The following is a 21318-nucleotide window of genomic DNA, read 5'->3' as shown; positions in this document are numbered from 1 at the left end:
GAGGGTCCGGGGTGGTCGTACGGGCGCGGGGCGAGGTGCCGGCACGCGGGGCAGCGTGGCCGACCAGCTCGTCACCGGAGACCAACCGGGGCCGGCGGTGATGCCGAGAAGGTTCCAGACGCGAGTCCCCACCGGCGGACTGACTCGGCGCGATCTGCACCACCCCCCCGAGCGGGAAACGGCGGATGCACGTCTGCGCGATTGATTAGTCTCAGGGTGTGACAACCATCGGGGGCCGCTACACGCTGCTCGAGCGGATCGGCAGCGGGGCCATGGGGGTGGTCTGGCGGGCACGGGACGAGGTGCTGGCCCGCGAGGTGGCGGTCAAGGAGCTCATCACCGGTGACCACCAGCGGGCGATGCGGGAGGCGCGCAACGCCGCCCGGCTGCACCACCAGCACGCGATCGCGGTGTTCGACGTCGTGGGCAGCGACGACGAAGAGCCGTGGATCGTCATGGAGTACCTGCCGTCGCACAGCCTCTCGGCGCTGATCGCCGAGCGCGGGCCGCTCAAGCCGGCCCAGGCCGCGAGCATCGGCGCCAAGGTCGCCTCGGCGCTGGCCGCCGCGCACGCCGCCGGACTGGTCCACCGCGACGTCAAGCCCGGCAACGTCCTGATCGGCCACGACGGCACGGTCAAGCTCACCGACTTCGGCATCTCCAAGGCGACCGGCGACGGCACGATGACCGACACCGGCATGATCTCGGGCACCCCCGCCTACCTCGCACCCGAGGTGGCGCGCGGCGAGCAGCCCGACGAGGCGTCCGACGTGTTCTCGCTCGGCGCCATGATCTACACGGCCATCGAGGGCGAGTCGGTCTTCGGGCCGAGCGACAACAGCTTCGGCCTCATCTACCGCGCCGCCAGCGGGCAGCTCCGCGATCCCAAGAACGCCGGTGAGCTCACCCCGTCGCTCATGCGGCTGCTCTCACAGGACCCGAAGGACCGGCCCACGGCGCAGGAGGCCGCGGATCTGCTGGCCGCCGAGCCGCAGCCGTCGCAGCCGCTGCAGATCCCGCAGCAGCAGAGCAGGCGCAGGGCGCCGAACAGGCGGATCCTGGTGATCCTGGCCGTCATCGCGGTGCTGGCGATCGGTGGTGGCGCGGCCGCCGCGTACTGGAGCGGCACCGAGGGCACCCCGGTCAACCAGTCGAACTTCCAGCAGCAGCCCCGCTACTTCACCGCGAGTGAGGCGGCCGGGTTCGTGCTCGACCACTACGGCCAGCTCCCCGCCCACGCCGACGTGGCGTGGCGCAACCTCTACGAACGGGCGACCGAGCCGCTGGAGAAGTACGTGGCGCGGTGGAAGGGCTACTCCTCGGTCAGGTGCTCCCTGTCCACCGTGCCCGTCCGGTCGCACGGCCCGAACTGGGTGGTGACCTTCGACCTGGCACTGCAAACGGACCTGGGAGAGCAGAAGAACGGCGTCTACGAGGCCGAGATCGCCGCCGTCAGCAACGAAATGCGGATCACCAGCATCACGCAGATCAGCTGAGCAGCCAGAAGCTCCCGCCGCCCACGACCACGCCCATCACCGAGCCGGCCAGCACCTGCGCCGTCGTGTGGTCGCCGAGCTCGACGCGGGACCACGCCACGAACGCGGCGGGCAGCGCCAGAAGCAGCCACCACGGGCCGTAGACGATCGCCAGCGTCACGACGGCTGCCCAGGCCACGGCGGCGTGCAGCGAGATCTTCCACTTCGCCCCGAACGTAATCGCCATGCTGACGATCAGCGAGGCGAACATGCTGCCGGCCAGCGCGAGCATGTTCCGGGGAGCGTCGCCCAGGAACATGATCACCGTGCCGGCCGCCAGCGACGCTCCCGCCGTGACCAGCGGTACGACCCTGCCTTCACGGTTCGTGACGTGATGGCCGTCCCACTTACCCTTGCGCGCGCCACGCACGATGACGGCCATAGGGATGACTGACGCTGTCAAAGCGACCACGAACCCCCACAGCAGCGTCTTCCACAAGTTTTCCGTGGCCGCCGCAACGCCGAACGGCAGCAGGATCACCCAGACCCACGGCGCCAGCACCTCGGTGGCACCGCGGGCGACCTTCTTGATCAAGTCCGTCAGACCAGTCTGCGATCGGTGGCCCAGCGGGAGAGCTCGTACCGGTTCGACAGCTGGGTCTTCCGCAGGACGCTCGACACGTGCGTCTCCACCGTCTTCACGCTGATGAACAGCTCGGACGCGATCTCCTTGTAGGCGTAGCCACGTGCGAGGAGCCGCAGGACGTCACGTTCGCGCGGCGTCAGCAGGTCGAGCTCGGGGTCGCTGATCGGCGCGGCACCCGGCCGGTCGGCGAACGCGTCCAGCACGAACCCGGCCAGGCGCGGCGAGAACACCGCGTCGCCCTCCGAGACCCGCACGACGGCCCTGACCAGCTCCTGGCTGGAGATCGTCTTCGTCACGTACCCGCGCGCGCCGGCGCGGATGACGTTGATGACGTCCTCGGCCGCGTCGGAGACCGACAGGGCGAGGAACGTGACCTCGGGGATCTTGGTCCGGATCTGCCGCAGCACCTCGGCGCCGCCGCCGTCGGGCATGTGCACGTCGAGCAGCACGACGTCCGGCCTGTGGTGCGCGATGCCCGCCACCGCCTCGCCGACGCTGCCGGCCTCGCCGACCACCTCGATCTCCTCGGTGATGGTGTCGAGCTCCGCCTTGACCCCCGCGCGGAACAACGCGTGGTCGTCCACCAGGAACACCCTGACGCTCATGTCCTGGCCTCCGTCTTCCTCGGCATCTCGAGCTGCACCTCGGTCCCCTCTCCCGGAGCCGTGCGCAGTCGCACCTCCCCGCCGTGCCGGGTCATTCTCCCCCGGATGCTGCCCGCGAGGCCATGCCGGTCCTCCGGCACCGCGTCGGGGTCGAAACCCTTGCCGCGGTCGCGCACGAACACCGTCACCTTCTCCGGCTCGACCTCGGCGTAGACGCTGACCTCGGCCACCCCCGCGTGCTTGGCCGCGTTGACCATCGCCTCCTTCGACGCCTGCACCAGTGCGAACATGCCGTCCTCCAGCTCGCAGTCGCCGACCACGACCTGGGAGACGGCGATGGCGAAGTCGTCCTCCACCTCCGCGCACGCCTGGGCGATCGCGACACTGATGGAGTGCGGCAGTTCGCCCACCTCACGGCCGTAGAGCCAGCTGCGCAGCTCGCGTTCCTGGCTGCGGGCCAGGCGCTTGACCTCGCGCGGCGACTCGGACTGCTTCTGGATCAGGGCCAGCGTCTGCAGCACCGAGTCGTGCAGGTGGGCGGCGATCTCGGCACGTTCCTCGGTGCGGATGCGCGCACGGCGTTCCGAGTCGAGATCGCGCACCAGCCGCATCCACAGCGGCACGGTCAGCACCGCGACACCGATCAACGTCGCCAGCACGGAGAGCACGACGGTCGAGAGGTTCTGGACGGAGTCGTTCACCACGAGGAACGCGGCGACCCCCGCCACGACCAGCGCGCCTCCCGCGACCGTCCGCACGATGCCCGTCTTCCCCTGCGAGAAGGCCCCGTCCCTCCAGCGTCGTCGCTGCGCCTCGTCCGCCTCACGCCACACGACGGCCGCACCGATCAACGCCACGGCGATCGGCCCGGTGATCCACCCGCTCCACGCTCCCCCGAGCAGGCCGGTGAACACCGCGACGCCGATACCGAGGGCTGCGAGGCCCACGGCCTGCTGCCACTCCTTGCGGTCCTTGTCGGTCTCCGGTTCCGCGAGCGCCGACTGCGGGACGAACATCCAGAGCAACGCGTAGGCGATGATCCCGACCCCGCTGAACGCGGCGAACACGGCGAAGATCGCGCGCACCCAGAAGACAGGTGCGCCGAGATGGTCGGCCAGTCCGCTCGCGACCCCCGCGACGACCCGGCCGGTGCGTCGACGGCGCATCGGCTCAATGCGTGCACTCACCGACTGATCGTCACATGTCGTGGCTGGTTGTTCATCAGGGATGACCCCGGTTCCGTGAATCAGGGCTGGTCCCTGATGTGGTTCCAGGCGCGACAGCGCAATGTTGTCGTCGTGAGCGGGACTGAGAAGGCAATGCAGGGCGTGGCGGACACGCTCAGAGAGTTCTGGGCCCACCGTCCGGTGCGGCCCCGTGCAGGTCGCAAGGCCGGTGGTGTCGCCACCGGTATCGCTCTGCGCTTCCAGATCGATCCGGTGATCGTCCGGATCGCGTTCGTCGCACTCGCCCTGTCGGGCGGCGTCGGCCTGCCGGTGTACCTCGCGGGCTGGTTGCTGCTGCCCGAGGAGGGGGACACGGTCTCGCCCCTGGAGTCGCTGCTCGGCAAGGGCTCCAGCTCGATGTCGCACGGCCAGACGGTGCTGCTGGGCATCCTGATGTTCCCCGCGCTCGCGTTCACCTTCGGGGGCAACAGCGGGTTCCAGGTCTTCGTGACGCTGGCCGCGACGGTCGCGTGCGTCTACCTGCTGCAGAAGAACCGTGGGCACCTGCAGCCGGCCGTCACGCTGACCGAACCCGCGCCCGTGCCACCGGCACCGGGGGCGCCGGCCTGGGACCCGCTGGGCGCCGCCCCGTTCGCGTGGGACCTGCCAGAACCCGCGCCCGCCCCGACGCCCCAGCCGCCGATGCACCGGCCGCGCAAGCCGCGCATCGGGCTGATGACGCTGGGCGTGGCGACGCTGGTGGTCGCCGGATCGGCGATCGCGGGTGTCTGGGCGCCGTGGTTCACCGTGGCGCACACCATCGGCCTGCTGGTCGCGGTGCTGGCGGCGGGCCTGCTGGTCGGTTCGTTCACCGGCGGCGGCCGCGGCCTGGTCTGGCTGCTCGTCCCGTTGTCCGTGGTCGGCTTCGGCCTGACCGCCATCGACTTCGACGGCAGCCCCAGCAAGCTGAGCAGCTTCAACGAGACGCCCAAGACCGTCGGCGACGTCCGCGACCGGTACGCCACGAGCGTCGGCAGCGTGAGGCTCGACCTGCGGCAACTGCCGGACTCCGGTGACGTGAAGACCGCGATCCAGGTCGAGCTCGGCGAGGTGAGGGTGCACGTGCCGAAGAACGCGGACGTGACGTACCGGTGCGAGGCCTCGTCCATCGGCGACCTCGACTGCCTCGGCAAGCGAGCGGAGGGCAACAGCGTGAACGTCAGCGGCAAGGACCTCGGCGAGGACGGCGAGGGCGGCCTGAAGATCGAGCTCGACGTGCAGGCGAGCGTCGGAGAGGTGAAGGTGCTCCGTGACTGAGCAGGGGATGCGCAGGCGGATCGACCCCGTGACGCTGGTGTTCGGGATCGGCGGTGGGCTGGTGGCGGCCTACGTGCTGAGCAACGGGTCGTTCTGGTTCGACTTCCGGTGGGCGCTCGGGGGGACGGCCATCGTGGTCGGCCTGGTGCTGCTGACTAACTCGCTGCGCCGCAAGAGCCACTGACGAGAAAGGCCCCGGTCTCCCGGGGCCTTTCCTCATGTCATTCCCACTCGATGGTGCCCGGCGGCTTGGACGTCACGTCCAGCACCACGCGGTTGACCTCCGCCACCTCGTTGGTGATCCGGGTCGAGATCCGCTCCAGCACCTCGTACGGCAGACGCGTCCAGTCCGCGGTCATCGCGTCCTCGGACGACACCGGGCGCAGCACGATCGGGTGGCCGTAGGTGCGGCCGTCGCCCTGGACGCCGACGCTGCGGACGTCCGCGAGCAGCACGACCGGGCACTGCCAGATCTGCCGGTCGAGGCCGGCCAGGGTGAGCTCCTCGCGTGCGATGGCGTCGGCCTGGCGCAGCGTGTCGAGGCGGTCCTGGGTGACCTCGCCGATGATGCGGATACCGAGGCCAGGGCCGGGGAACGGCTGGCGCTGCACGATCGTCTCGGGCAGGCCGAGCTCGGTGCCGACGCGGCGGACCTCGTCCTTGAACAGCGCGCGCAGCGGTTCGACCAGCTCGAACTGCAGGTCGTCCGGCAGGCCGCCGACGTTGTGGTGCGACTTGATGTTCGCGGTGCCCGCGCCGCCGCCGGACTCGACGACGTCCGGGTAGAGCGTGCCCTGGACCAGGAACTTGTAGTCGCCCTCTGCCTTGAGGTCGCGCTCGGCCTGCTCGAACACGCGGATGAACTCGCGCCCGATGATCTTGCGCTTCTCCTCCGGGTCCGTGACGCCAGCCAGGGCGTTCAGGAACCGCTCGCGCGCGTCGACCGTCACCAGGCGGATGCCCGTGGCGGCCACGTAGTCGCGCTCGACCTGGGCGCGCTCGCCGGAGCGCAGCAGGCCGTGGTCGACGAAGACGCACGTGAGGCGGTCGCCGATGGCGCGCTGGACCAGCGCGGCCGCGACGGCGGAGTCGACGCCGCCGGACAGGCCGCAGATCGCCTTGCCGTCACCGATCTGCTCGCGGATGCGGCTGACCTGCTCGTCCAGGATGGACGACGTGGTCCACTGCGGACGGATACCCGCGATCTCGTGCAGGAACCGGCGCAGCACCTCCTGGCCGTGCGGCGAGTGGTGCACCTCGGGGTGGTACTGCACACCGGCGAAGCGGCGCTCGGTGTCCTCGAACGCGGCGACCGGCGCGCCCTCGCTGGTCGCGGTGACGGTGAAGCCCTCGGGCGCCTTGGTGACGGCGTCGCCGTGGCTCATCCACACCGGGTGGCTCGCGGGGAGTTCCTGGTGCAGCGCGCCGCCCTCGGTCGGCACGCTCAGGTCCGTGCGGCCGTACTCGCGGGTGCCGGTCTGTTCGACCGCGCCGCCAAGTGCGCGCGCCATCGCCTGGAAGCCGTAGCAGATGCCGAAGACCGGGACTCCGGTCTCGAACAGCTTCGGGTCGACCTGCGGCGCGTTCTCCGCGTACACGCTCGACGGGCCACCGGACAACACGATGGCCAGCGGGTTCTTGTCGAGGATCTCGCTGACGGTCGCGGTGTGCGGAACGACCTCGGAGTAGACCTGGGCCTCGCGGACGCGGCGGGCGATCAGCTGCGCGTACTGGGCGCCGAAGTCGACGACGAGAACAGGGCGGTTGCTGGTGTCGGACACGCCGTCAAGGATCTCATGCGTGGACGGTGAACTGCTGACCGGTGGCGGGCTGAACCAGGTGTTCAGGGTGGGTGACGCGGTGCGGCGACCGGCCGGGCCGTGGGCGCCGCGGGTGCACGAACTGCTGCGACGCTTGGCGCCTCTGGGGATCGCGCCGGTTCCGCTAGGGCTCGACGCGGACCACGAGCTGCTCAGTTACCTGCCCGGTGACGTTGGCCACGTGCCCCCTTCGAGCGACGCGACGTTGATCGAGTCGGCCCGGTTGCTGAGGCGGCTGCACGACGAGACGTCTCGTCTCGGGACTCGTCCGTCTTCTAGGAGTGTGTCAGCACGTGCAGGCCAATAGGGCTTAACGTTTCCCCATGGACGCGTTCACACCGCAACCCAGGCCGTGCTGGGTCGCCGGCCGCCCCGAGCAGGGCGAGCAGGCGCTGGAGGTCTTCCACCCGTTCGACGGCACCGCGGTCGCCTCGGTGGCCGTGCCGGGCAGAGATCAGGTGGAACGCGCGATCGCGGCGGCGGCGTCCGTCGCGAAGGAGTTCCGGCGAACGCCCGCGCACGTGCGGGCCGAGGCGCTGCTGCGGGTGTCACGGGCACTGGCCGAACGCGCTGAGGAGATCGCCGAGACGATCACCGCCGAGAACGGCAAACCGCTGAAGTGGGCCGAGATCGAGGTGCAGCGCGCGGTCAACACGTTCCGTTTCGCCGCGGAGGAGGCGCGCCGGTTCACCGGTGGGTTGCAGCGGCTCGACACCGACGCCGGTGGCGTGGGGCGGATGGCGATCGTCCGGCACGTGCCGCGCGGGCCGGTGCTGGCCGTGGCGCCGTTCAACTTCCCGCTGAACCTGGTGGCGCACAAGGTCGCCCCGGCGCTCGCGGTGGGTGCGCCGGTGATCGTGAAGCCCGCTTCGTCGACGCCGCTGAGCTCGTTGCTGCTGGGTGAGATCCTGGCCGAGACCGGTCTGCCCGAGGGCGCGTTCTCGATCCTTCCCGTGCGCGGCAAGGACATGGACGCTCTGGTGAAGGACGAGCGGCTGCCGGTCATCTCGTTCACGGGATCCACGAAGGTCGGCTGGTCGTTGATGGAAGCCGCGCCGCGCAAGCACGTCGTGATGGAGCTGGGTTCCAACGCGGCCGCCATCATCTGTCCTGATTGGACGGACCTGGACCACGCGGCGCAGCGCATCGCGACGTTCGGCAACTACCAGGCCGGGCAGTCGTGCATCGCCGTGCAGCGGGTGATCGTGGACCGGTCGAAGGCCGGCGAGTTCGTGCCGAAGCTCGTGGCAGCCGTTGCCGCGCTGAAGACCGGCGACCCGCACGACCCCGAGGTCGAGGTCGGGCCGTTGGTCGACGAGGACAACGCCCGGCGCGTCGAGGAGTGGGTCAACATGGCCACCGACGTCGGCGCGAAGGTGCTACTGGGCGGCAAGCGGACCGGGGCGACGGTCGAGCCGACCGTGCTCACGGACGTGCCGAGGACCGCCAAGGTGTGGACCGAGGAGATCTTCGGGCCGGTGCTCGTGGTGTCGGTCGCGGACGGCGTGGAGGACGCGTTCGCACAGGCCAACAACAGCAAATACGGGCTGCAGGCCGGGGTGTTCACCCGTGACGTGCAGGTGGCGTTCGAGGCCGCGGCCGAGCTCGAGGTCGGTGGCGTGATCATCGGTGACGTGCCGTCCTACCGCGCCGACCAGATGCCGTACGGCGGCGTGAAGGGGTCGGGCACCGGACGCGAGGGCGTCCGGTCGGCGATGGAGGACTTCACCGAGGAACGAGTGACCGTGCTGACGGGAATCCAGATCTAGGCGCGGAATCCAGCTACAGCGAGTCGTGGGTCGCCTACCAACCGAGCGCGCGCCGCTTCACCTGTTCGTCGCAACGGTGTGCGGCGACGTGCCCGTCCGGCCTGATCAGCCACCCGTCGTCAGTGGTGAAGCCCGGCCCCGCGGTGCGGGAGCCCGGAACCAGCTCGCCGCCGTCCGTCGTCAGCGGGGAGTTCTCGTAGGAGAACGGGGTGAAGAGCCTGCCCGAGTCGATGCCCTCGCCGGACTCGAGCGCCTGCTGCCGGTGCGCCCGTTCCTCGGGAGTGCCCGGCACGAGGAACCGCATGGTGTCGCCGGTGATGCGGAGGTTCTCGTCGGCGGCGGCACCGCGTTCGGCGTCGTAGGAGTCGAGCAGGTGCGGGCCCGCCTCGCCGGCGCGGTCGGCCGCGATCTTCCAGGCCGCGTTGTCGGCGTCGCAGATGCCGGAGTTCAGGCCTCGTGCGCCGAACGGGCTCATGACGTGCGCCGCGTCGCCGGCCAGCAGAACCCTGTGGTCGCGGAGTTTCGCGGCTCGGCGCTGGTGGAAGCGGTAGGTGGACTGCCAGACGATCTCGTACGGCTTGTCACCCACGATCGCGCGGACGTGGGCGTCGGTGAGCTGAACGTCCTCGGCGACCTGCCAGTCGATCCGCCAGACGCCGTCCGGTTGCGGGTGCAGGAGGACCTGACGGCCCGGATTCCAGGGCGGGTCGAAGTAGAAGCGGCGTTCGGGCGTCTCGAAGTCCAGGTCGACACGGACGTCGGCGATGATGAACCTGTCGGCGAACGAGAAGCCCTCGAACGGGATGTCCAGGAGCTGTCGCACCGTCGAGTGCACGCCGTCCGCCGCGATGCAGTGGGTGGCCCTGATTCCGTCCTGTGTGGACACTCCGTCGTCGTCCTGGGTGAGACCGGTCAGGGAGTGTCCGTAGCGGAGTTCGATCAGCGGTTCGGCGCGGACCCGTTCCTCCAGCAGCTGTTCGACGACCGTCTGCGGGGTGTTCACGAACGGCGGGAAACCCTTGGCCTCCGGGAAGGTCAGGGTGAGCACCTCGCGGTCGCGGTGGTAGGTGCGGCCGGTGTACCAGGTGACGCCCGCGTCCGCGACGGCCTGGCCGACGCCGATCCGTTCGAGGATCTCCAGCACGTCGCGCTGGACGCAGATCGAGCGGCTGCCCGTCTGCGCACGTCTGGGTTCCTTCTCCAGGACGATGCTCGGCACGCCGGCTCTCGCGAGGAACAGCGCCGACGCCAGCCCCACCGGCCCGGCACCGACCACCAGGACCGTCATTGCAGGGCGTCCCAGACGGCGCGGTCGCGTTCTGCGGTCCAGATCTCGGGCCAGTCCTTGCCGTCGCACTCGTCCCAGTAGCGCTTCACGTCGAACGGCAGGCAGTGCTCGAAGATCGGCCAGCGGCCGTAGCGGGCTTCGAGCGTCCGGTGCGCCAGTTCGAAGGCCTGCTTGAGCGTGCCGCCCTCGGCGTGGACCCCGCCGACCGTGCGGCGCAGTTCGTTGAGGAAGTGCCTGCTCTGGTTGATCGCGGCCTCGACCTCGATGCGGTCGCGCGCGACCTTGCCGCGCCCGCCGACGAGGACCTCGGCCCCCAGGTCCTCGATCTCGTCCAAAGTGGACGTCGCCCACTCGTCGTGGAAGGCGTCACCGGTGTAGAGCGCGGCCTGCGACTCGACCAGGTCACCCGCGAACAGGATGCGTTGCTGCGGCAGCCAGGCCACGATGTCGCCTGCCGTGTGCCCGCGTCCGAGGAACTGCAGCACCAGGTCGCCGCGCTCGTCGCCGAGCGGGATCGTCATGCGGTCGGAGAACGTCAGCGTCGGCCACGTCAGGCCGGGGATCTCCTCCGGCTGCTCGAAGAGCCGCGGCATGCGGCCGAACTCGCTCTCCCAGTCCTGCTGCCCGCGTTCGGCGATCAGCACGCGCGTCATCTCGTGGGCGACGATCTCCTGGGCCTCGAACGCGCTGGCCCCGAGCGTGCGCACGGCGTGGTAGTGGCTGAGGACGAGGTACCGGACCGGCTTCTTGGTGTGTTTGCGCAGCTGCCCGAGCCACCTTCTGGCAGCCGCCGGGGTGGCGCGGGCCTCGAAGCAGATCAGGAAGTCCTCGGCCTCGATGGCCGCGACGTTGGGGTCGCCTTCGGCGGTCAGGGTGTAGACGCCCTCGGCGAGTTCGACGAAGACCTCGTCCTTGGGGGCGAGATCGGCGCTGGACGCGAACGGCTTGTTGGCCATGCCTCCACCGTAGCCAAATGAAACCAGCTCAGGACGCCTTCACGATCGGCAACCGCAAAGCGGCTGGAGCTTGATCGGGAACCGCCGGGTTCTTCGGCTTCGTCGGGTTGATCCTGCGGTACGGCTGGTCCTGCGCGGGCCGCTGGTCCTGCTCACCCTTGTTCGGCCACAGCGAGAACGCCCGCTCGGCCTGCGCGGTGATGGTGAGGCTCGGGTTCACGCCGAGGTTCGCACTGATCGCCGAACCGTCCACAACGGACAGTCCGGGGTAGTTGAAGACGCGGTGGTACGGGTCGATCACGCCCTGTTCCTCGCCGCTCGCGATCGCGCAGCCGCCGATGAAGTGCGCGGTCAGCGGGATGTTGAACAGCTCGCCCCACGTGCCGCCGGCCATGCCGTCGATGTGCTTGGCGGCCAGCAGGTTCGCCTCATGACCGGCGGGGATGAACGCCGGGTTCGGCTCACCGTGGCCCTGCTTGCTGGTGAGCTTACCGCGCTTGAGGAACGTGGTGATGGAGTTGTCGAGGCTCTGCATGACCAGCAGGATCACGGTCCGCTCGCTCCACCGGTGCACGCTCAGCAGCCGGAGCAGCCGCAGCGGGTGCCGGACCGCCTGCTTGATGAACTGCAGCCACCGCGGCGTGCTCAGCGCGCCGTCCGTGGCGAGGGTCTGCAGCATGCCCATCGCGTTGCTGCCCTTGCCGTACCGGACGGGCTCGATGTGCGTGATCTCGTCGGGGTGGATGGAGCTCGTGATCGCGACGCCCTGCGTGTAGTCGGTGTCCGGATCGACCGTGTAGCGGGCGGCGCCGATGATCGACTCGGAGTTGGTGCGGGTGAGCTCGCCGAGCCTGCCCGAGATCTTCGGCAGGGTGCTCGCCTTCGCCTGGTGCAGGAGCTGCTGGGTGCCCCACGTGCCGGCGGCGATCACGACCTGGTCCGCCGTGAACGTCCGGGTCGCCTTCCCGCCGGTCATCCTGGTGTTGATGGTCCAGGTCCCGTTGTCCTCGTTGAGCCGCGTGACCGTGGTCAGCGGGAAGACCTGGGCGCCGAGCTTCTCCGCGAGGTAGAGGTAGTTCTTGACCAGCGTGTTCTTGGCGCCGACACGGCAGCCCGACATGCAGCTGCCGCACTCGGTGCAGCCGGTGCGTTCCGGTCCGGCGCCACCGAAGTAGGGATCCGCGGCCTTCTTGCCCGGCTCGCCGAAGAACACGCCGACGGGCGTCGCGTGGTAGCTGTCCTCGACGCCCATGTCCTTCGCGACCTTCTGCATGACGACGTCGCTCGGGGTCGTCGTGGGGTTCGTGACGACACCCAGCATCCGGCTCGCCTGGTCGTAGAACGGCTCCAGCTCGTCCTGCCAGTCGGTGATGTGCGCCCACTGCCGGTCCTCGTAGAACGGCTTGAGCGGCCGGTAGAGCGTGTTCGCGTAGACGAGGCTGCCACCGCCGACACCGGCCCCGGCGAGCACCATGACGTTGCGCAGCAGGTGGATGCGCTGGATGCCGAAACACTTCAGCTGCGGCGCCCACAGGTACTTGCGGAGGTTCCAGCTGGTCTTGGCGAACTCGTCGTCGGCGAACCGCCGCCCCGCCTCCAGGACGGCGACGCGGTAGCCCTTCTCGGTCAGGCGGAGCGCGGCCACGCTGCCACCGAACCCGGAGCCGACGATGACGACATCGAAGTTACCGGCGAGTTCACCCATGGATCGGAGAGTAGGCGTTACTTCCGGTAACGCCTAGTCCCCTATCGGTTCAGACGGGCGGGGTGCGCTCCTGAAATCGGTCCAGAGATCGACTGCCTGCTCCAGGCTCAACGCCGCGACCTGCTGCGGGGGGATCCCTGCGGTGTGCACGAGACGCTCCGCCAGCCAGTCTGGGACCGGCTCTCGCGGCGGGGCCTCTTCCACGACCACGTCGCCGGCGAGGCGACCAAGCCTTTCGATGCTTCGGCCGCCGAGCACCTCGTCAAGGAAGGTGCGCCGACCGGAGTCCGTTGCCGACCTCGCCAGTACGAGCGCCAGATCTCTCAGGTCTGCCGCCGCCTCATCGAGTGCGTCCATGCCCAGAAATCTAGACAGAAAGTCTAGGGTGCGCGGGCAGGCGCACCCGCCGACTCAGAACACCAGGCCCTCGATCACCCAGACCATGAACGCCACGGCCAGCGCGGTGATCACCAGCCCACCGCAGACGAACAGGGTCAGCATCTGCCAGCCGATGCCTCCGACGCCCTCATCCTCCTCGGGCACTTCCTCGATCTCGAACTCTTGGACCTCGGCGTCCGGGTCGATCGTGTCCACATCACTGTTCTTGCCGTCGCCGAACAAGGCATCCAGTTCCACGCTCAAGAGGACGCGCGGGGTAGCCGTCTGGTTGCAAGATCAGTTTGGGCCCATGCGGCGATCGACGCGCAGAGGGGCACGTCCCGGCAGGAACGTGCCCCTCGACGTCGATCGGGGTCAGCCGCGGATCGTCAGGCCGACCTTCTGGAACTCCTTGAGGTCGGAGTAGCCGGTCTTGGCCATCGCCCTCTTCAGTGCGCCGAACAGGTTCGTCACGCCGCGCGGGTCGGCGGACGGGCCGAACAGCAGCTTGCGCAGGTCGAGCTCCTGGTCCACCGCCTCGGCGACGAGGCTGCGCGGCACGGACGGGTGCGCGGACGCCGCCGTCCAGTACAGGCCCTGGCCCGGTGCCTCGGTCGCGGCGGCCAGTGGCTCGCCGAGCATCACGGCGTCGGCACCGCAGGCGATGGACTTCGCCACGTCGCCCGAGGTCGTGACGCCGCCGTCGGCGATGACGTGCACGTAGCGGCCGCCGGTCTCGTCGAGGTAGTCGCGGCGCGCGGCCGCGGCGTCGGCGATCGCGGTGGCCATCGGCACGCCGATGCCCAGCACCGAGTCGGTGGTCGTGACGCCGGGGGCGTAGCCGTAGCCGACGATCACGCCCGCCGCGCCGGTGCGCATGAGGTGCATGGCGGTGCGGTAGTCGCCGACACCGCCGGCGATCACCGGGATGTCGAGGTCCGCGATGAACGACTTCAGGTTCAGCGGCTCACCACCGCGGCTCACGTGCTCGGCCGAGATGATCGTGCCCTGCACGACCAGGATCTCGACGCCCGCTGCCAGCAGGTCCGGCGTGAGCTCCGCGGCGCGCTGCGGGCTGACGCGGACCGCGACGGTGACGCCCGACTCGCGGACCTGCTTGACCGCCTCGGCGATCAGGTCCATCCGCAGCGGGGCGGCGTGCAGCTCCTGCAGCACCTTCACCGCGGCCGCCGGGTCCTCGCTGTCCTCGGTCGCCTGGACCAGGCGGAACAGCGCCTCGTCCACGTCGCCGTGCCGGGCCCAGAGGCCCTCGGCGTTGAGTACACCGAGGCCACCGAGCTCGCCGACCGCGACCGCCGTGCCCGGCGACACGATGGCGTCGGTCGGGTGGGTGATCAGCGGGATGTCGAAGCGGTAGGCATCGATCTGCCACGTCGTGGAGACGTCCTTCGACGACCTCGTCCGACGCGACGGGATGATCTCGATGTCGTCCAGCTCGTAGGCCCGCCTCGCGGTCCGGCCCATGCCGATCTCGACCAGATCGCGCACCTGTGGTTCCTCTCCAAGCTGTTGAGCAAGCGTTCTAGCAGCCGAGACACCCTAACGGGTGGTGTAGTTCGGGGCTTCGACGGTCATCGTGATGTCGTGCGGGTGGCTTTCCTTCAGGCCCGCCGCGGTGATGCGCACGAGCTGCTGCTGCTGCAGCTCGGCGATCGTGTGCGAACCCGTGTAGCCCATGGCCGCGCGCAGACCGCCGTTGAGCTGGTGCACGACCTGCGACAGCGGGCCGCGGAACGGCGTGCGGCCCTCGATGCCCTCGGGGACGAGCTTGTCCTCGTTGAGCACGTCGTCCTGGAAGTAGCGGTCCTTGGAGAACGACTTGTTCTCGCCACGGGACTGCATGGCGGCGAGCGAACCCATGCCCCGGTAGGTCTTGAACTGCTTGCCGTTGACCAGGATCAGGTCGCCGGGCGCCTCCTGGGTGCCCGCGAGCAGCGAGCCGAGCATCACGGCGGACGCGCCGGCCGCGATGGCCTTGGCGATGTCGCCGGAGTACTGGATGCCGCCGTCACCGATCACCGGCACGCCGGCCGGGCTGCAGGCCAGCGAGGCCTCGTAGATCGCGGAGATCTGCGGCACACCGACACCGGCGACGACGCGCGTGGTGCAGATCGAGCCGGGACCGACACCGACCTTCACGCCGTCCGCACCCGCGTCGACCAGTGCCTGGGCACCGGCGCGCGTCGCGACGTTGCCGCCGACGACGTCCGCCGAGTCGCCGAGCTCCTTCTTGATGCGGGCGACCATCTCCAGCACGCCGCGCGAGTGCCCGTGCGCCGTGTCGACCATCAGCACGTCGACGCCGGCCTCGGCGAGCGTCATCGCGCGGATGAACGAGTCCTCGCCCACACCCACGGCGGCGGCGCACAGCAGGCGGCCGTCCGGGTCCTTGGTGGCCATCGGGTACTGCTCGGTCTTGACGAAGTCCTTGACCGTGATCAGGCCCTTGAGCTTGCCGTCACCGTCGACGATCGGCAGCTTCTCGACCTTGTGGCGGCGCAGCAGGCCGAGCGCGGCCTCCGCGGACACGCCGACCTGGGCCGTGACCAGCGGGCCCTTGGTCATGACCTCGATCACCCGCTTGGAGTGGTCGAGCTCGAAGCGCATGTCGCGGTTCGTGATGATGCCGACGAGCTTGTTGTTCTCGTCGGTCACCGGCACGCCGGAGATGCGGTAGCGGGCGCACAGCGCGTCCACCTCGGCCAGCGTGGCCTCGGGCGAGCACGTGACCGGGTCGGTGACCATGCCGGCCTCGGACCGCTTGACGGTCTCGGCCTGCCGGGCCTGGTCCTCGATGCTCAGGTTGCGGTGCAGCACACCGATGCCGCCCTGACGGGCCATCGAGATCGCCATCCGGGCCTCGGTGACCGTGTCCATCGCGGCGCTGGCCAGCGGAATCTTCAGGGTGATGTTGCGCGAGATCCTGGTGCTCGTGTCGACGCCACTCGGGACGACGTCGGACTCGGCAGGCAGCAGGAGCACGTCGTCGAAGGTCAGCCCCAGCATGGCGAACTTGCCCGGGACTCCATCAGCGTTGAGCTCGCTGGTCATAGCGGGTGACATGCCTTCCGTCGTGCGGTCTGCGCTCTGCCTGCCCTTTTGGGGTCCTGCGTGTCCAGTTTCCGCAGGCGGAGGCGGTGCGACCCATGGTATCTGGACGACCGTGGGGGTACGGCGGGTACCGTGCGGGGTCGTGCCGCACGACGCGTTGCCACCAGACCCCTTCGAAGGCGACCCAGAAGACCCCGCACTCTCTCTGGGCGAGCCCGACCACGACCATCCCCCGATGGCTGAAGACGAGCGAACAGAGCTGGTCAGCGACCTGGCCGACCTCGCCGTCTACCAGGCGCTGCTCGAACACAGAGGCGTCCGGGGCATCGTCGTGGACTGCGGCGAGTGCCAGGAACCGCACTACCACGACTGGGCACTGTTGCGAGCCTCACTGGAGCAGCTGCTCGTCGACGGCCGCATGCGCCCGCACGAGCCGGCCTTCGATCCGAACCCCGGCGCCTACGTGAGCTGGGAGTACTGCCGGGGGTACGCGGACGGCGTGACGGCCACCGAGTCGGCCCGCTGATCTCGCGGCACGGTTGTGAGGTCGGACGCACCCCGGTCACATTCCACCTGACGTGTGAACGCCTGAGCATGTGAACGGCCCCTGACCTCGAAAGATCAGGGGCCGTTCACACTGCGTCTCAGTTGGAGCCGGTGGTCCCGACCGACTGCCCGGTGGACTCACCGTTCGTACCGGTCGACCCCGGGTTCTCCGCACCGGGATCCGGCGGCGGCGGAGGCGGCGGGTTCTCCTCGCCGTTCGACGTCGGCGGCGCGGGGGTCTCCGACGACGGCGGCGTGGACGGCTGGGTGGTCGACGGCTCGGTCGACGGCGCCGACGGCGTGGTCGACGGCTGCGAGGACTGGCTCGGCTGCGTCACCGGCGGGAGCGTCGAGGTGGGCGGCGCGGTCGAGGTGTTGGTGTCGAGCTCCTTTTCGAGCTCCTTGTGCTTCTCCTCGAGCTGCTGCTTGCCGTCGGCGGTGGAGACCGAGTCGAGGCTTGCGCCGATCTTGTCCAGCTTCTCGCGGGCCTCGTTGACCTTGCCCTCGCGCAGGGCGAGGCGGGCCGACTCGAGGTCACCGCTGATGATGGCCGCAGCTTCGATCGACTTCGCGTGCTCGGAGTAGAGCACTCGCGTGAGACCCCAGAGCGCGTCGCCGGGCTGGGCGTCACGGGCGACGAGGCTCACGCCGGTGAAGGCGATGGCCAGGACCGCCGCGGCACTGGCCAGCGGGATCAGGAAGCGGTGCCTGCTCACCGGCTGCGGGCGGGCAGCCTGGATCGTGGCGATGGCGGTGTCGGTGTCGACGAGCTCGCCGAACGGCTCCGTCTCCACCTCGTTGCGCCATGCGAGCAGCAACGCGTTCAGGTCGTCGTCGCCCAGGGAGCCGGCCACGCCCGGAGTCGCCGACCCCAGTGCGTCCAGCAGCCTGTCATCGGCCTGTACAGCCGAAAGATCGTCGGCGACGGGTTCGTGCGGGGCTCTATCGTCCTGTCCGCGCACTTCCTCGTCGTCCTTTCCGTGTTCGTCGGCCACTCAGACCACCTCCTCCGCTGCCAGCGATTTGCGGAGCCGAGCCAGCGCACGATGTTGCGCCACCCGGACCGCACCCGGCGTCGAACCGACCGCCTCGGCTGTTTCCTCGGCGGAGAGTCCGACCACCACCCTCAACAGCAGGATCTCCCGCTGCTTCTCCGGCAGGACACGCAACAACACAGCCATCCGGCCGGAGAGTTCTCCCTGCATCGCCCGCTGCTCCGGACCAGCTTCGGTCTCCGGCGCGTCGGGAACTTCGGGAACGGGCTCGGAGCGGTTCCTGGCGGCAGACCGATGTGCGTCGGCCACCTTGTGAGCCGCGATCCCGTAGACGAACGCGAGGAAGGGCCGACCCTGATCGCGGTAGCTGGGCAATGCCGTGAGCACCGCGAGACACACCTCCTGGGCCACATCGTCCGCCGAAGCGAAGCTTCGCTCCTGCCTGCCAACTCTGGCGCGGCAGTACCGCACCACGAGAGGACGAATGGAGGCCAGCAGGCGTTCGATCGCCTGGCGGTCGCCTTCGACGGCCGCGCCCACTTCGGCGTCCAGTCCGTCCCCCAAGTTGGTCATCGCAGACAACAGCCCTGGTGTTACTTGTTGGCGTACCGACATGAAACAGCACGGGTCACTCACAGCGACCCGTTGCAGCAGCTTCACCGTACCGGTCTTCAGGCGTTCTGTTCATAGGTGGGGTATGGACACCCCGAGTGAACAGCGGACACGCCCGAACGGATTACAGCCCGGCGACATTGTCACCGGGCTGGGCTAAACGCGCTACCTGAGGACTCACCGGATGCCTGGGTGAGCCGTCTCACGCCACCGGCCCCGCTTCCCCACATGCGGCATATGAGGATGCGGGGCCGGTGCGGCAAGAGCGACTACTGAACGAGGCCTCGCCGGAAGCCGTGTGCGACCGCCTGAGCGCGGTCACGCACACCGAGCTTGCGGAAGAGGCGACGTGCGTGCGTCTTCACCGTGTCCTCCGACAGGTAGAGCTCGCGGCCGATCTGGCCGTTGCTCTTGCCCTGGCTCATGCCACGCAGCACCTGGAGCTCGCGCTCCGTGAGCTGCACGCCGGGGTCGGAGGGCTGACGAGGCGCCGGCACCGAGGTGCTGGCGAGCGTGTGCGCGAGGGCTGCCACAAGCTCGGGACGCGACGCGTCCCACCTCAGGTAGCCGCGGGCACCGCCGGCGATCGCCGCGGCGATGCTCCCGGCGTCGTCGGGTGCGCCGAAGACGATGACGTTTGCCTGCGGATTCGCAGAGACGAGCCGACGGGTTGCTTCAACCCCGGTCGGGACGGCGCGCTGGGTTCCCACCAGGACGACGTCGACCGGCTGCCTTGAAAAGCGAGCCAACAACTCGTCACCGTGCGCTACGCAGTCGATGCGGCTAACCCCGGGGACAGCCGACATCACGCGGGTGAGACCCTCCCGCACACTGCGCCGGTCGTCGCAAATAAGGACCGTGGTCACGGGGACTCCTTTCCTGCAGCCGAGTGACGTTCCATCTCCCCTATCGGACGCTCGCGGCCCAACCTTGACACGATCCGGTGCTTAATCCGTCAAGAAGTTCGCCTGAGGGTCTGCGTTCGGGGGTTCCCCGGAACGGAGCAGCCCGGTCGGCACCCACGGGGAATCAAGGGCGACCTGTCGGCTGACGGGATCAGCTCTGCGTAACACGCAGCTCAGAGCCTCCGTCGCCCGGTCGATGACGACTGCGCCCACCGTGGGGGCATGGCCCACCAGAACAAGAGCGCTCGGCCAGATCAACGGATGAAGTCCCTTCGCCGCACTGTGATTTAGCTCACACCCGACCAGTTCAACTCCGCGGTTCAGGCCGTCGGGGGTCCCCCACACGACCAACGAGGTGCCCAGAACGAGTGCCGACTTGAGCTCGTGCCGCAGCGCCTTTCTGCTCGTCGCTACGCCGTACGCCGCCTCCGCGGGTGCGACGGCGGCATGCGCGCGACCGTCCGCCAGCTCAATCTCAGCGGATACCCAGCCCTTGCGGACCTCACTCCGCCACGAGCGCGTCTCAACTCGTGCGAGCAACCTGCGGGCCTCGTTCAGGCGTTGGGCACCGAGCGAATCAGCGGCGAGGCCGAGCAGAGCGTCCGTCCGGGCGCCCGCGGCGTCGATCCCGTCGGGGTCGCTCTCGCCTGCCGGCTGGACGCGCGCGAGGGCGGCGCCGTCGAGGGGGCGGGCGAGGTGATGGGCCCCTAGCTGACGGTGGTGCGACGCGCGAGTCGAGAGAGACAGGGATGCCACGACCGGGTCGGGGTCGTGACAGAGCGCGTCCAGGACGGTGGCGGCGGCCGCGTAGTGGCCCTGACCGCCCAGGACTACCGCCGCTAGCCACCTGGTTCGGGCATTGGGTGCCGAGAGGGCGGGCCAGACGTCGAGGTCGGGTGAGTCGCCGAACGCGGCTCGGCGCAGCTCGTCTTCGGTCACGGTGAGGAGTGTGCCCGCCAGGTGGTGGGCGCGGCGGTGGTGGGCAGTCGGCGCGGGCGTGAGGCGGGAGGCCTCTAGCGAGACAGCGTCAGGTGACGGCGGCCTCGACCGCGTCCACCGCGGCAGCCAGGTCCTCCACGCGCTCCGCCGGCGCCGTCACCACGCCCCGCCGCCACCCCGGCCCTCCCACGAACACCCGCACCTGCTGCCGGGTCCGCGGCAGCGCGGAGATCACCCCCGGATCGGCGTAGCGGGGCAGCTGCGCCCACAGCACCACCGCGGAGGGGGCGGTGCGGCGTACGGCGACGGCCAGCGCGTCCACCGGCAGCGCCGCCCCCAACTGCCGGACGACGACGCCGCGCTGCGCGAGTTCCGCGGCCAACGGGTAGAGCGGAAGGTTGTGCCTCTCCTCCGGCATGCACGCCAAGAGCACGGGCCGATGGTTGCGCCCGAGTGTGACGAGCGGTGTGGCGCGTACGAACGCCGCGAGCACGCACTCGTTCAGCAGGTGCTCGACCTCGACGCCGGTCCCGGAGAGCTGCCAGCGTGCGGCGACGGCCGTCAGCACGGGGCGCACCACCTCGTTCCAGGTGGCGATCACCCCGTCGGACGCCAGGGAGTCGGCGAGCATTTCCTGCACCGCGATGGAGTCCATCGCTACCGCGGCGCGGCCCAGTCCGCGCGCCAATCGAGACGCTCCGGGCATTTTCAGTCCACGTCCACCCGATGGTGCGACGGGAACCACTCCGTGTGTCATCGACGATTTCGAGTCGAGCGCGAAACGGGCCGCTTCGGCGGACGACGCACCACGGAGAAGAGCGCGCTGCATCAATTCGAGACGGGCCACGTCGGGTGGCCCGTATTTCCGGTGCCGGCCCATGGTGTGGCCGGTCGGGCCTAGTCCGTAGCGGCGGTCCCAGGTGCGAAGGGTGGCGGGAGCCACGCCGAGTCGCCTGGCCACCGCGGCCACTGAGAGAAGGGGCTCACTCGTGTGACCACCGGCAGATCTCTGCTCCGGCTGTGTCATCACGAGAGCCATGTTCCGTTCACCTCATCCGGTCGGCAACTCCGGGGGGTGAGTGATCGAACACGCGTGCCGTCACCCATCAGTTGATTTGGGTCTT

Annotated in this window: 22 protein-coding genes; 6 read left to right on the top strand and 16 right to left on the bottom strand. The window is 69.6% G+C overall.

Translation table 11 applies throughout. The features are described 5' to 3' along the window. The first annotated feature begins 218 nt into the window (after nt 1-218). A complete protein-coding gene (locus tag BLR21_RS08150) occupies nt 219-1496 on the top strand; it encodes a serine/threonine-protein kinase (RefSeq protein WP_256334553.1) in 1278 nt (425 codons plus the stop codon). Here the strand turns inward: BLR21_RS08150 and BLR21_RS08145 are convergent. The 3 genes from BLR21_RS08145 to BLR21_RS08135 are packed head-to-tail and all read right to left on the bottom strand — an operon-like array spanning nt 1489 to nt 4000. After that, the gene (locus tag BLR21_RS08145; RefSeq protein WP_338061036.1) at nt 1489-2070 is read right to left on the bottom strand and encodes a hypothetical protein; all 582 of its coding nucleotides are present in this window, start codon (nt 2068-2070) and stop codon (nt 1489-1491) included. The genes BLR21_RS08150 and BLR21_RS08145 overlap by 8 nt on opposite strands. Nucleotides 2071-2075: 5 nt before the next feature. After that, on the bottom strand, nt 2076-2726 hold the full coding sequence (locus tag BLR21_RS08140) for a response regulator (RefSeq protein ID WP_090005221.1): 651 nt from the start codon (nt 2724-2726) through the stop codon (nt 2076-2078). Next, entirely contained in the window at nt 2723-4000 is a 1278-nt protein-coding gene (locus tag BLR21_RS08135; protein WP_420843868.1) for a PspC domain-containing protein, read from the bottom strand. Before BLR21_RS08135 ends, BLR21_RS08140 begins: the two co-directional genes overlap by 4 nt. Before the next feature lie 24 nt (nt 4001-4024). On the opposite strand from BLR21_RS08135, the gene BLR21_RS08130 reads away from it, so the two are divergent. Beyond that, nucleotides 4025-5209, top strand: a complete 1185-nt coding sequence (locus BLR21_RS08130; protein WP_256334552.1) for a PspC domain-containing protein — start codon at nt 4025-4027, stop codon at nt 5207-5209. Further along, nucleotides 5202-5393, top strand: coding sequence for a hypothetical protein (locus tag BLR21_RS41600; protein ID WP_143027654.1), 192 nt, complete (start codon nt 5202-5204; stop codon nt 5391-5393). The genes BLR21_RS08130 and BLR21_RS41600 overlap by 8 nt, the downstream gene beginning before the upstream one ends. A 37-nt stretch (nt 5394-5430) precedes the next feature. Here the strand turns inward: BLR21_RS41600 and guaA are convergent, their stop codons facing one another. Beyond that, nucleotides 5431-6990 (bottom strand): glutamine-hydrolyzing GMP synthase, encoded by a 1560-nt coding sequence (gene guaA, locus BLR21_RS08125; RefSeq protein ID WP_030478380.1) that lies wholly within the window; start codon nt 6988-6990, stop codon nt 5431-5433. Between guaA and BLR21_RS44635 the strand changes: the two genes are divergently transcribed. Both BLR21_RS44635 and BLR21_RS08115 read left to right on the top strand, forming a co-directional pair. Next, on the top strand, nt 6980-7336 hold the full coding sequence (locus BLR21_RS44635) for a phosphotransferase (RefSeq protein ID WP_420843863.1): 357 nt from the start codon (nt 6980-6982) through the stop codon (nt 7334-7336). The two genes, guaA and BLR21_RS44635, sit on opposite strands and share 11 nt — an antisense overlap. A 16-nt stretch (nt 7337-7352) precedes the next feature. After that, nucleotides 7353-8798, top strand: a complete 1446-nt coding sequence (locus tag BLR21_RS08115) for an aldehyde dehydrogenase family protein (RefSeq protein ID WP_090005217.1) — start codon at nt 7353-7355, stop codon at nt 8796-8798. A gap of 34 nt (nt 8799-8832) precedes the next feature. Here BLR21_RS08115 and BLR21_RS08110 read toward each other — a convergent pair whose 3' ends face one another. The 7 genes from BLR21_RS08110 to guaB form a co-directional block, all read right to left on the bottom strand. Continuing rightward, nucleotides 8833-10086 carry an FAD-dependent monooxygenase gene (locus tag BLR21_RS08110; RefSeq protein ID WP_090005216.1) on the bottom strand — a complete coding sequence of 418 codons (1254 nt, stop codon included), beginning with the start codon at nt 10084-10086 and terminating at the stop codon, nt 8833-8835. Further along, complete coding sequence (locus BLR21_RS08105) at nt 10083-11042, bottom strand: MBL fold metallo-hydrolase (protein WP_090005214.1); 960 nt, start codon at nt 11040-11042, stop codon at nt 10083-10085. The genes BLR21_RS08110 and BLR21_RS08105 overlap by 4 nt, the downstream gene beginning before the upstream one ends. Before the next feature lie 28 nt (nt 11043-11070). Further along, nucleotides 11071-12747, bottom strand: coding sequence for an FAD-dependent oxidoreductase (locus tag BLR21_RS08100; RefSeq protein WP_090005212.1), 1677 nt, complete (start codon nt 12745-12747; stop codon nt 11071-11073). A gap of 33 nt (nt 12748-12780) precedes the next feature. Continuing rightward, nucleotides 12781-13104, bottom strand: coding sequence for a hypothetical protein (locus BLR21_RS43155; protein WP_218130815.1), 324 nt, complete (start codon nt 13102-13104; stop codon nt 12781-12783). 54 nt (nt 13105-13158) lie between these two features. Beyond that, complete coding sequence (locus BLR21_RS08090; RefSeq protein ID WP_143027653.1) at nt 13159-13383, bottom strand: hypothetical protein; 225 nt, start codon at nt 13381-13383, stop codon at nt 13159-13161. Between the two features lie 117 nt (nt 13384-13500). Continuing rightward, complete coding sequence (locus BLR21_RS08085; RefSeq protein ID WP_090005208.1) at nt 13501-14634, bottom strand: GuaB3 family IMP dehydrogenase-related protein; 1134 nt, start codon at nt 14632-14634, stop codon at nt 13501-13503. A 51-nt stretch (nt 14635-14685) separates the two neighbouring features. After that, entirely contained in the window at nt 14686-16197 is a 1512-nt protein-coding gene (gene guaB / locus BLR21_RS08080; RefSeq protein ID WP_090005206.1) for an IMP dehydrogenase, read from the bottom strand. A gap of 142 nt (nt 16198-16339) precedes the next feature. On the opposite strand from guaB, the gene BLR21_RS08075 reads away from it, so the two are divergent. Then, nucleotides 16340-16723, top strand: coding sequence for a DUF5319 domain-containing protein (locus tag BLR21_RS08075; RefSeq protein WP_030478368.1), 384 nt, complete (start codon nt 16340-16342; stop codon nt 16721-16723). A gap of 118 nt (nt 16724-16841) precedes the next feature. Here BLR21_RS08075 and BLR21_RS08070 read toward each other — a convergent pair whose 3' ends face one another. The 5 genes from BLR21_RS08070 to BLR21_RS08050 all read right to left on the bottom strand — a co-directional run bounded on the left by BLR21_RS08070 (nt 16842) and on the right by BLR21_RS08050 (nt 21221). Beyond that, complete coding sequence (locus tag BLR21_RS08070) at nt 16842-17738, bottom strand: anti-sigma-D factor RsdA (RefSeq protein WP_090005204.1); 897 nt, start codon at nt 17736-17738, stop codon at nt 16842-16844. Then, a complete protein-coding gene (locus BLR21_RS08065; RefSeq protein WP_090005203.1) occupies nt 17739-18311 on the bottom strand; it encodes a sigma-70 family RNA polymerase sigma factor in 573 nt (190 codons plus the stop codon). Nucleotides 18312-18619: 308 nt separating this feature from the next. Beyond that, nucleotides 18620-19216 carry a response regulator transcription factor gene (locus tag BLR21_RS08060; protein WP_030471988.1) on the bottom strand — a complete coding sequence of 199 codons (597 nt, stop codon included), beginning with the start codon at nt 19214-19216 and terminating at the stop codon, nt 18620-18622. Nucleotides 19217-19297: 81 nt separating this feature from the next. Further along, nucleotides 19298-20194, bottom strand: coding sequence for a hypothetical protein (locus BLR21_RS08055; protein ID WP_090005201.1), 897 nt, complete (start codon nt 20192-20194; stop codon nt 19298-19300). 88 nt (nt 20195-20282) lie between these two features. Beyond that, complete coding sequence (locus BLR21_RS08050) at nt 20283-21221, bottom strand: MerR family transcriptional regulator (RefSeq protein WP_176929567.1); 939 nt, start codon at nt 21219-21221, stop codon at nt 20283-20285. Between the last annotated feature and the right edge of the window lie 97 nt (nt 21222-21318).

This window comes from Lentzea albidocapillata subsp. violacea (genome assembly GCF_900100275.1).
Taxonomy (GTDB): Bacteria; Actinomycetota; Actinomycetes; order Mycobacteriales; family Pseudonocardiaceae; genus Lentzea; species Lentzea violacea.
This window is presented reverse-complemented; position numbering and strand designations above follow the sequence as displayed.

Coding starts and splice junctions, on each gene's coding strand:
- BLR21_RS08140 (WP_090005221.1), bottom strand. CDS start 2,726: ATGAGCGTCAGGGTGTTCCTGGTGGACGACCACGCGTTGTTCCGCGCG.
- BLR21_RS08115 (WP_090005217.1), top strand. CDS start 7,353: ATGGACGCGTTCACACCGCAACCCAGGCCGTGCTGGGTCGCCGGCCGC.
- BLR21_RS08110 (WP_090005216.1), bottom strand. CDS start 10,086: ATGACGGTCCTGGTGGTCGGTGCCGGGCCGGTGGGGCTGGCGTCGGCG.
- BLR21_RS08105 (WP_090005214.1), bottom strand. CDS start 11,042: ATGGCCAACAAGCCGTTCGCGTCCAGCGCCGATCTCGCCCCCAAGGAC.
- BLR21_RS08100 (WP_090005212.1), bottom strand. CDS start 12,747: ATGGGTGAACTCGCCGGTAACTTCGATGTCGTCATCGTCGGCTCCGGG.
- BLR21_RS43155 (WP_218130815.1), bottom strand. CDS start 13,104: ATGGACGCACTCGATGAGGCGGCGGCAGACCTGAGAGATCTGGCGCTC.
- guaB (WP_090005206.1), bottom strand. CDS start 16,197: ATGACCAGCGAGCTCAACGCTGATGGAGTCCCGGGCAAGTTCGCCATG.
- BLR21_RS08065 (WP_090005203.1), bottom strand. CDS start 18,311: ATGACCAACTTGGGGGACGGACTGGACGCCGAAGTGGGCGCGGCCGTC.
- BLR21_RS08050 (WP_176929567.1), bottom strand. CDS start 21,221: ATGACACAGCCGGAGCAGAGATCTGCCGGTGGTCACACGAGTGAGCCC.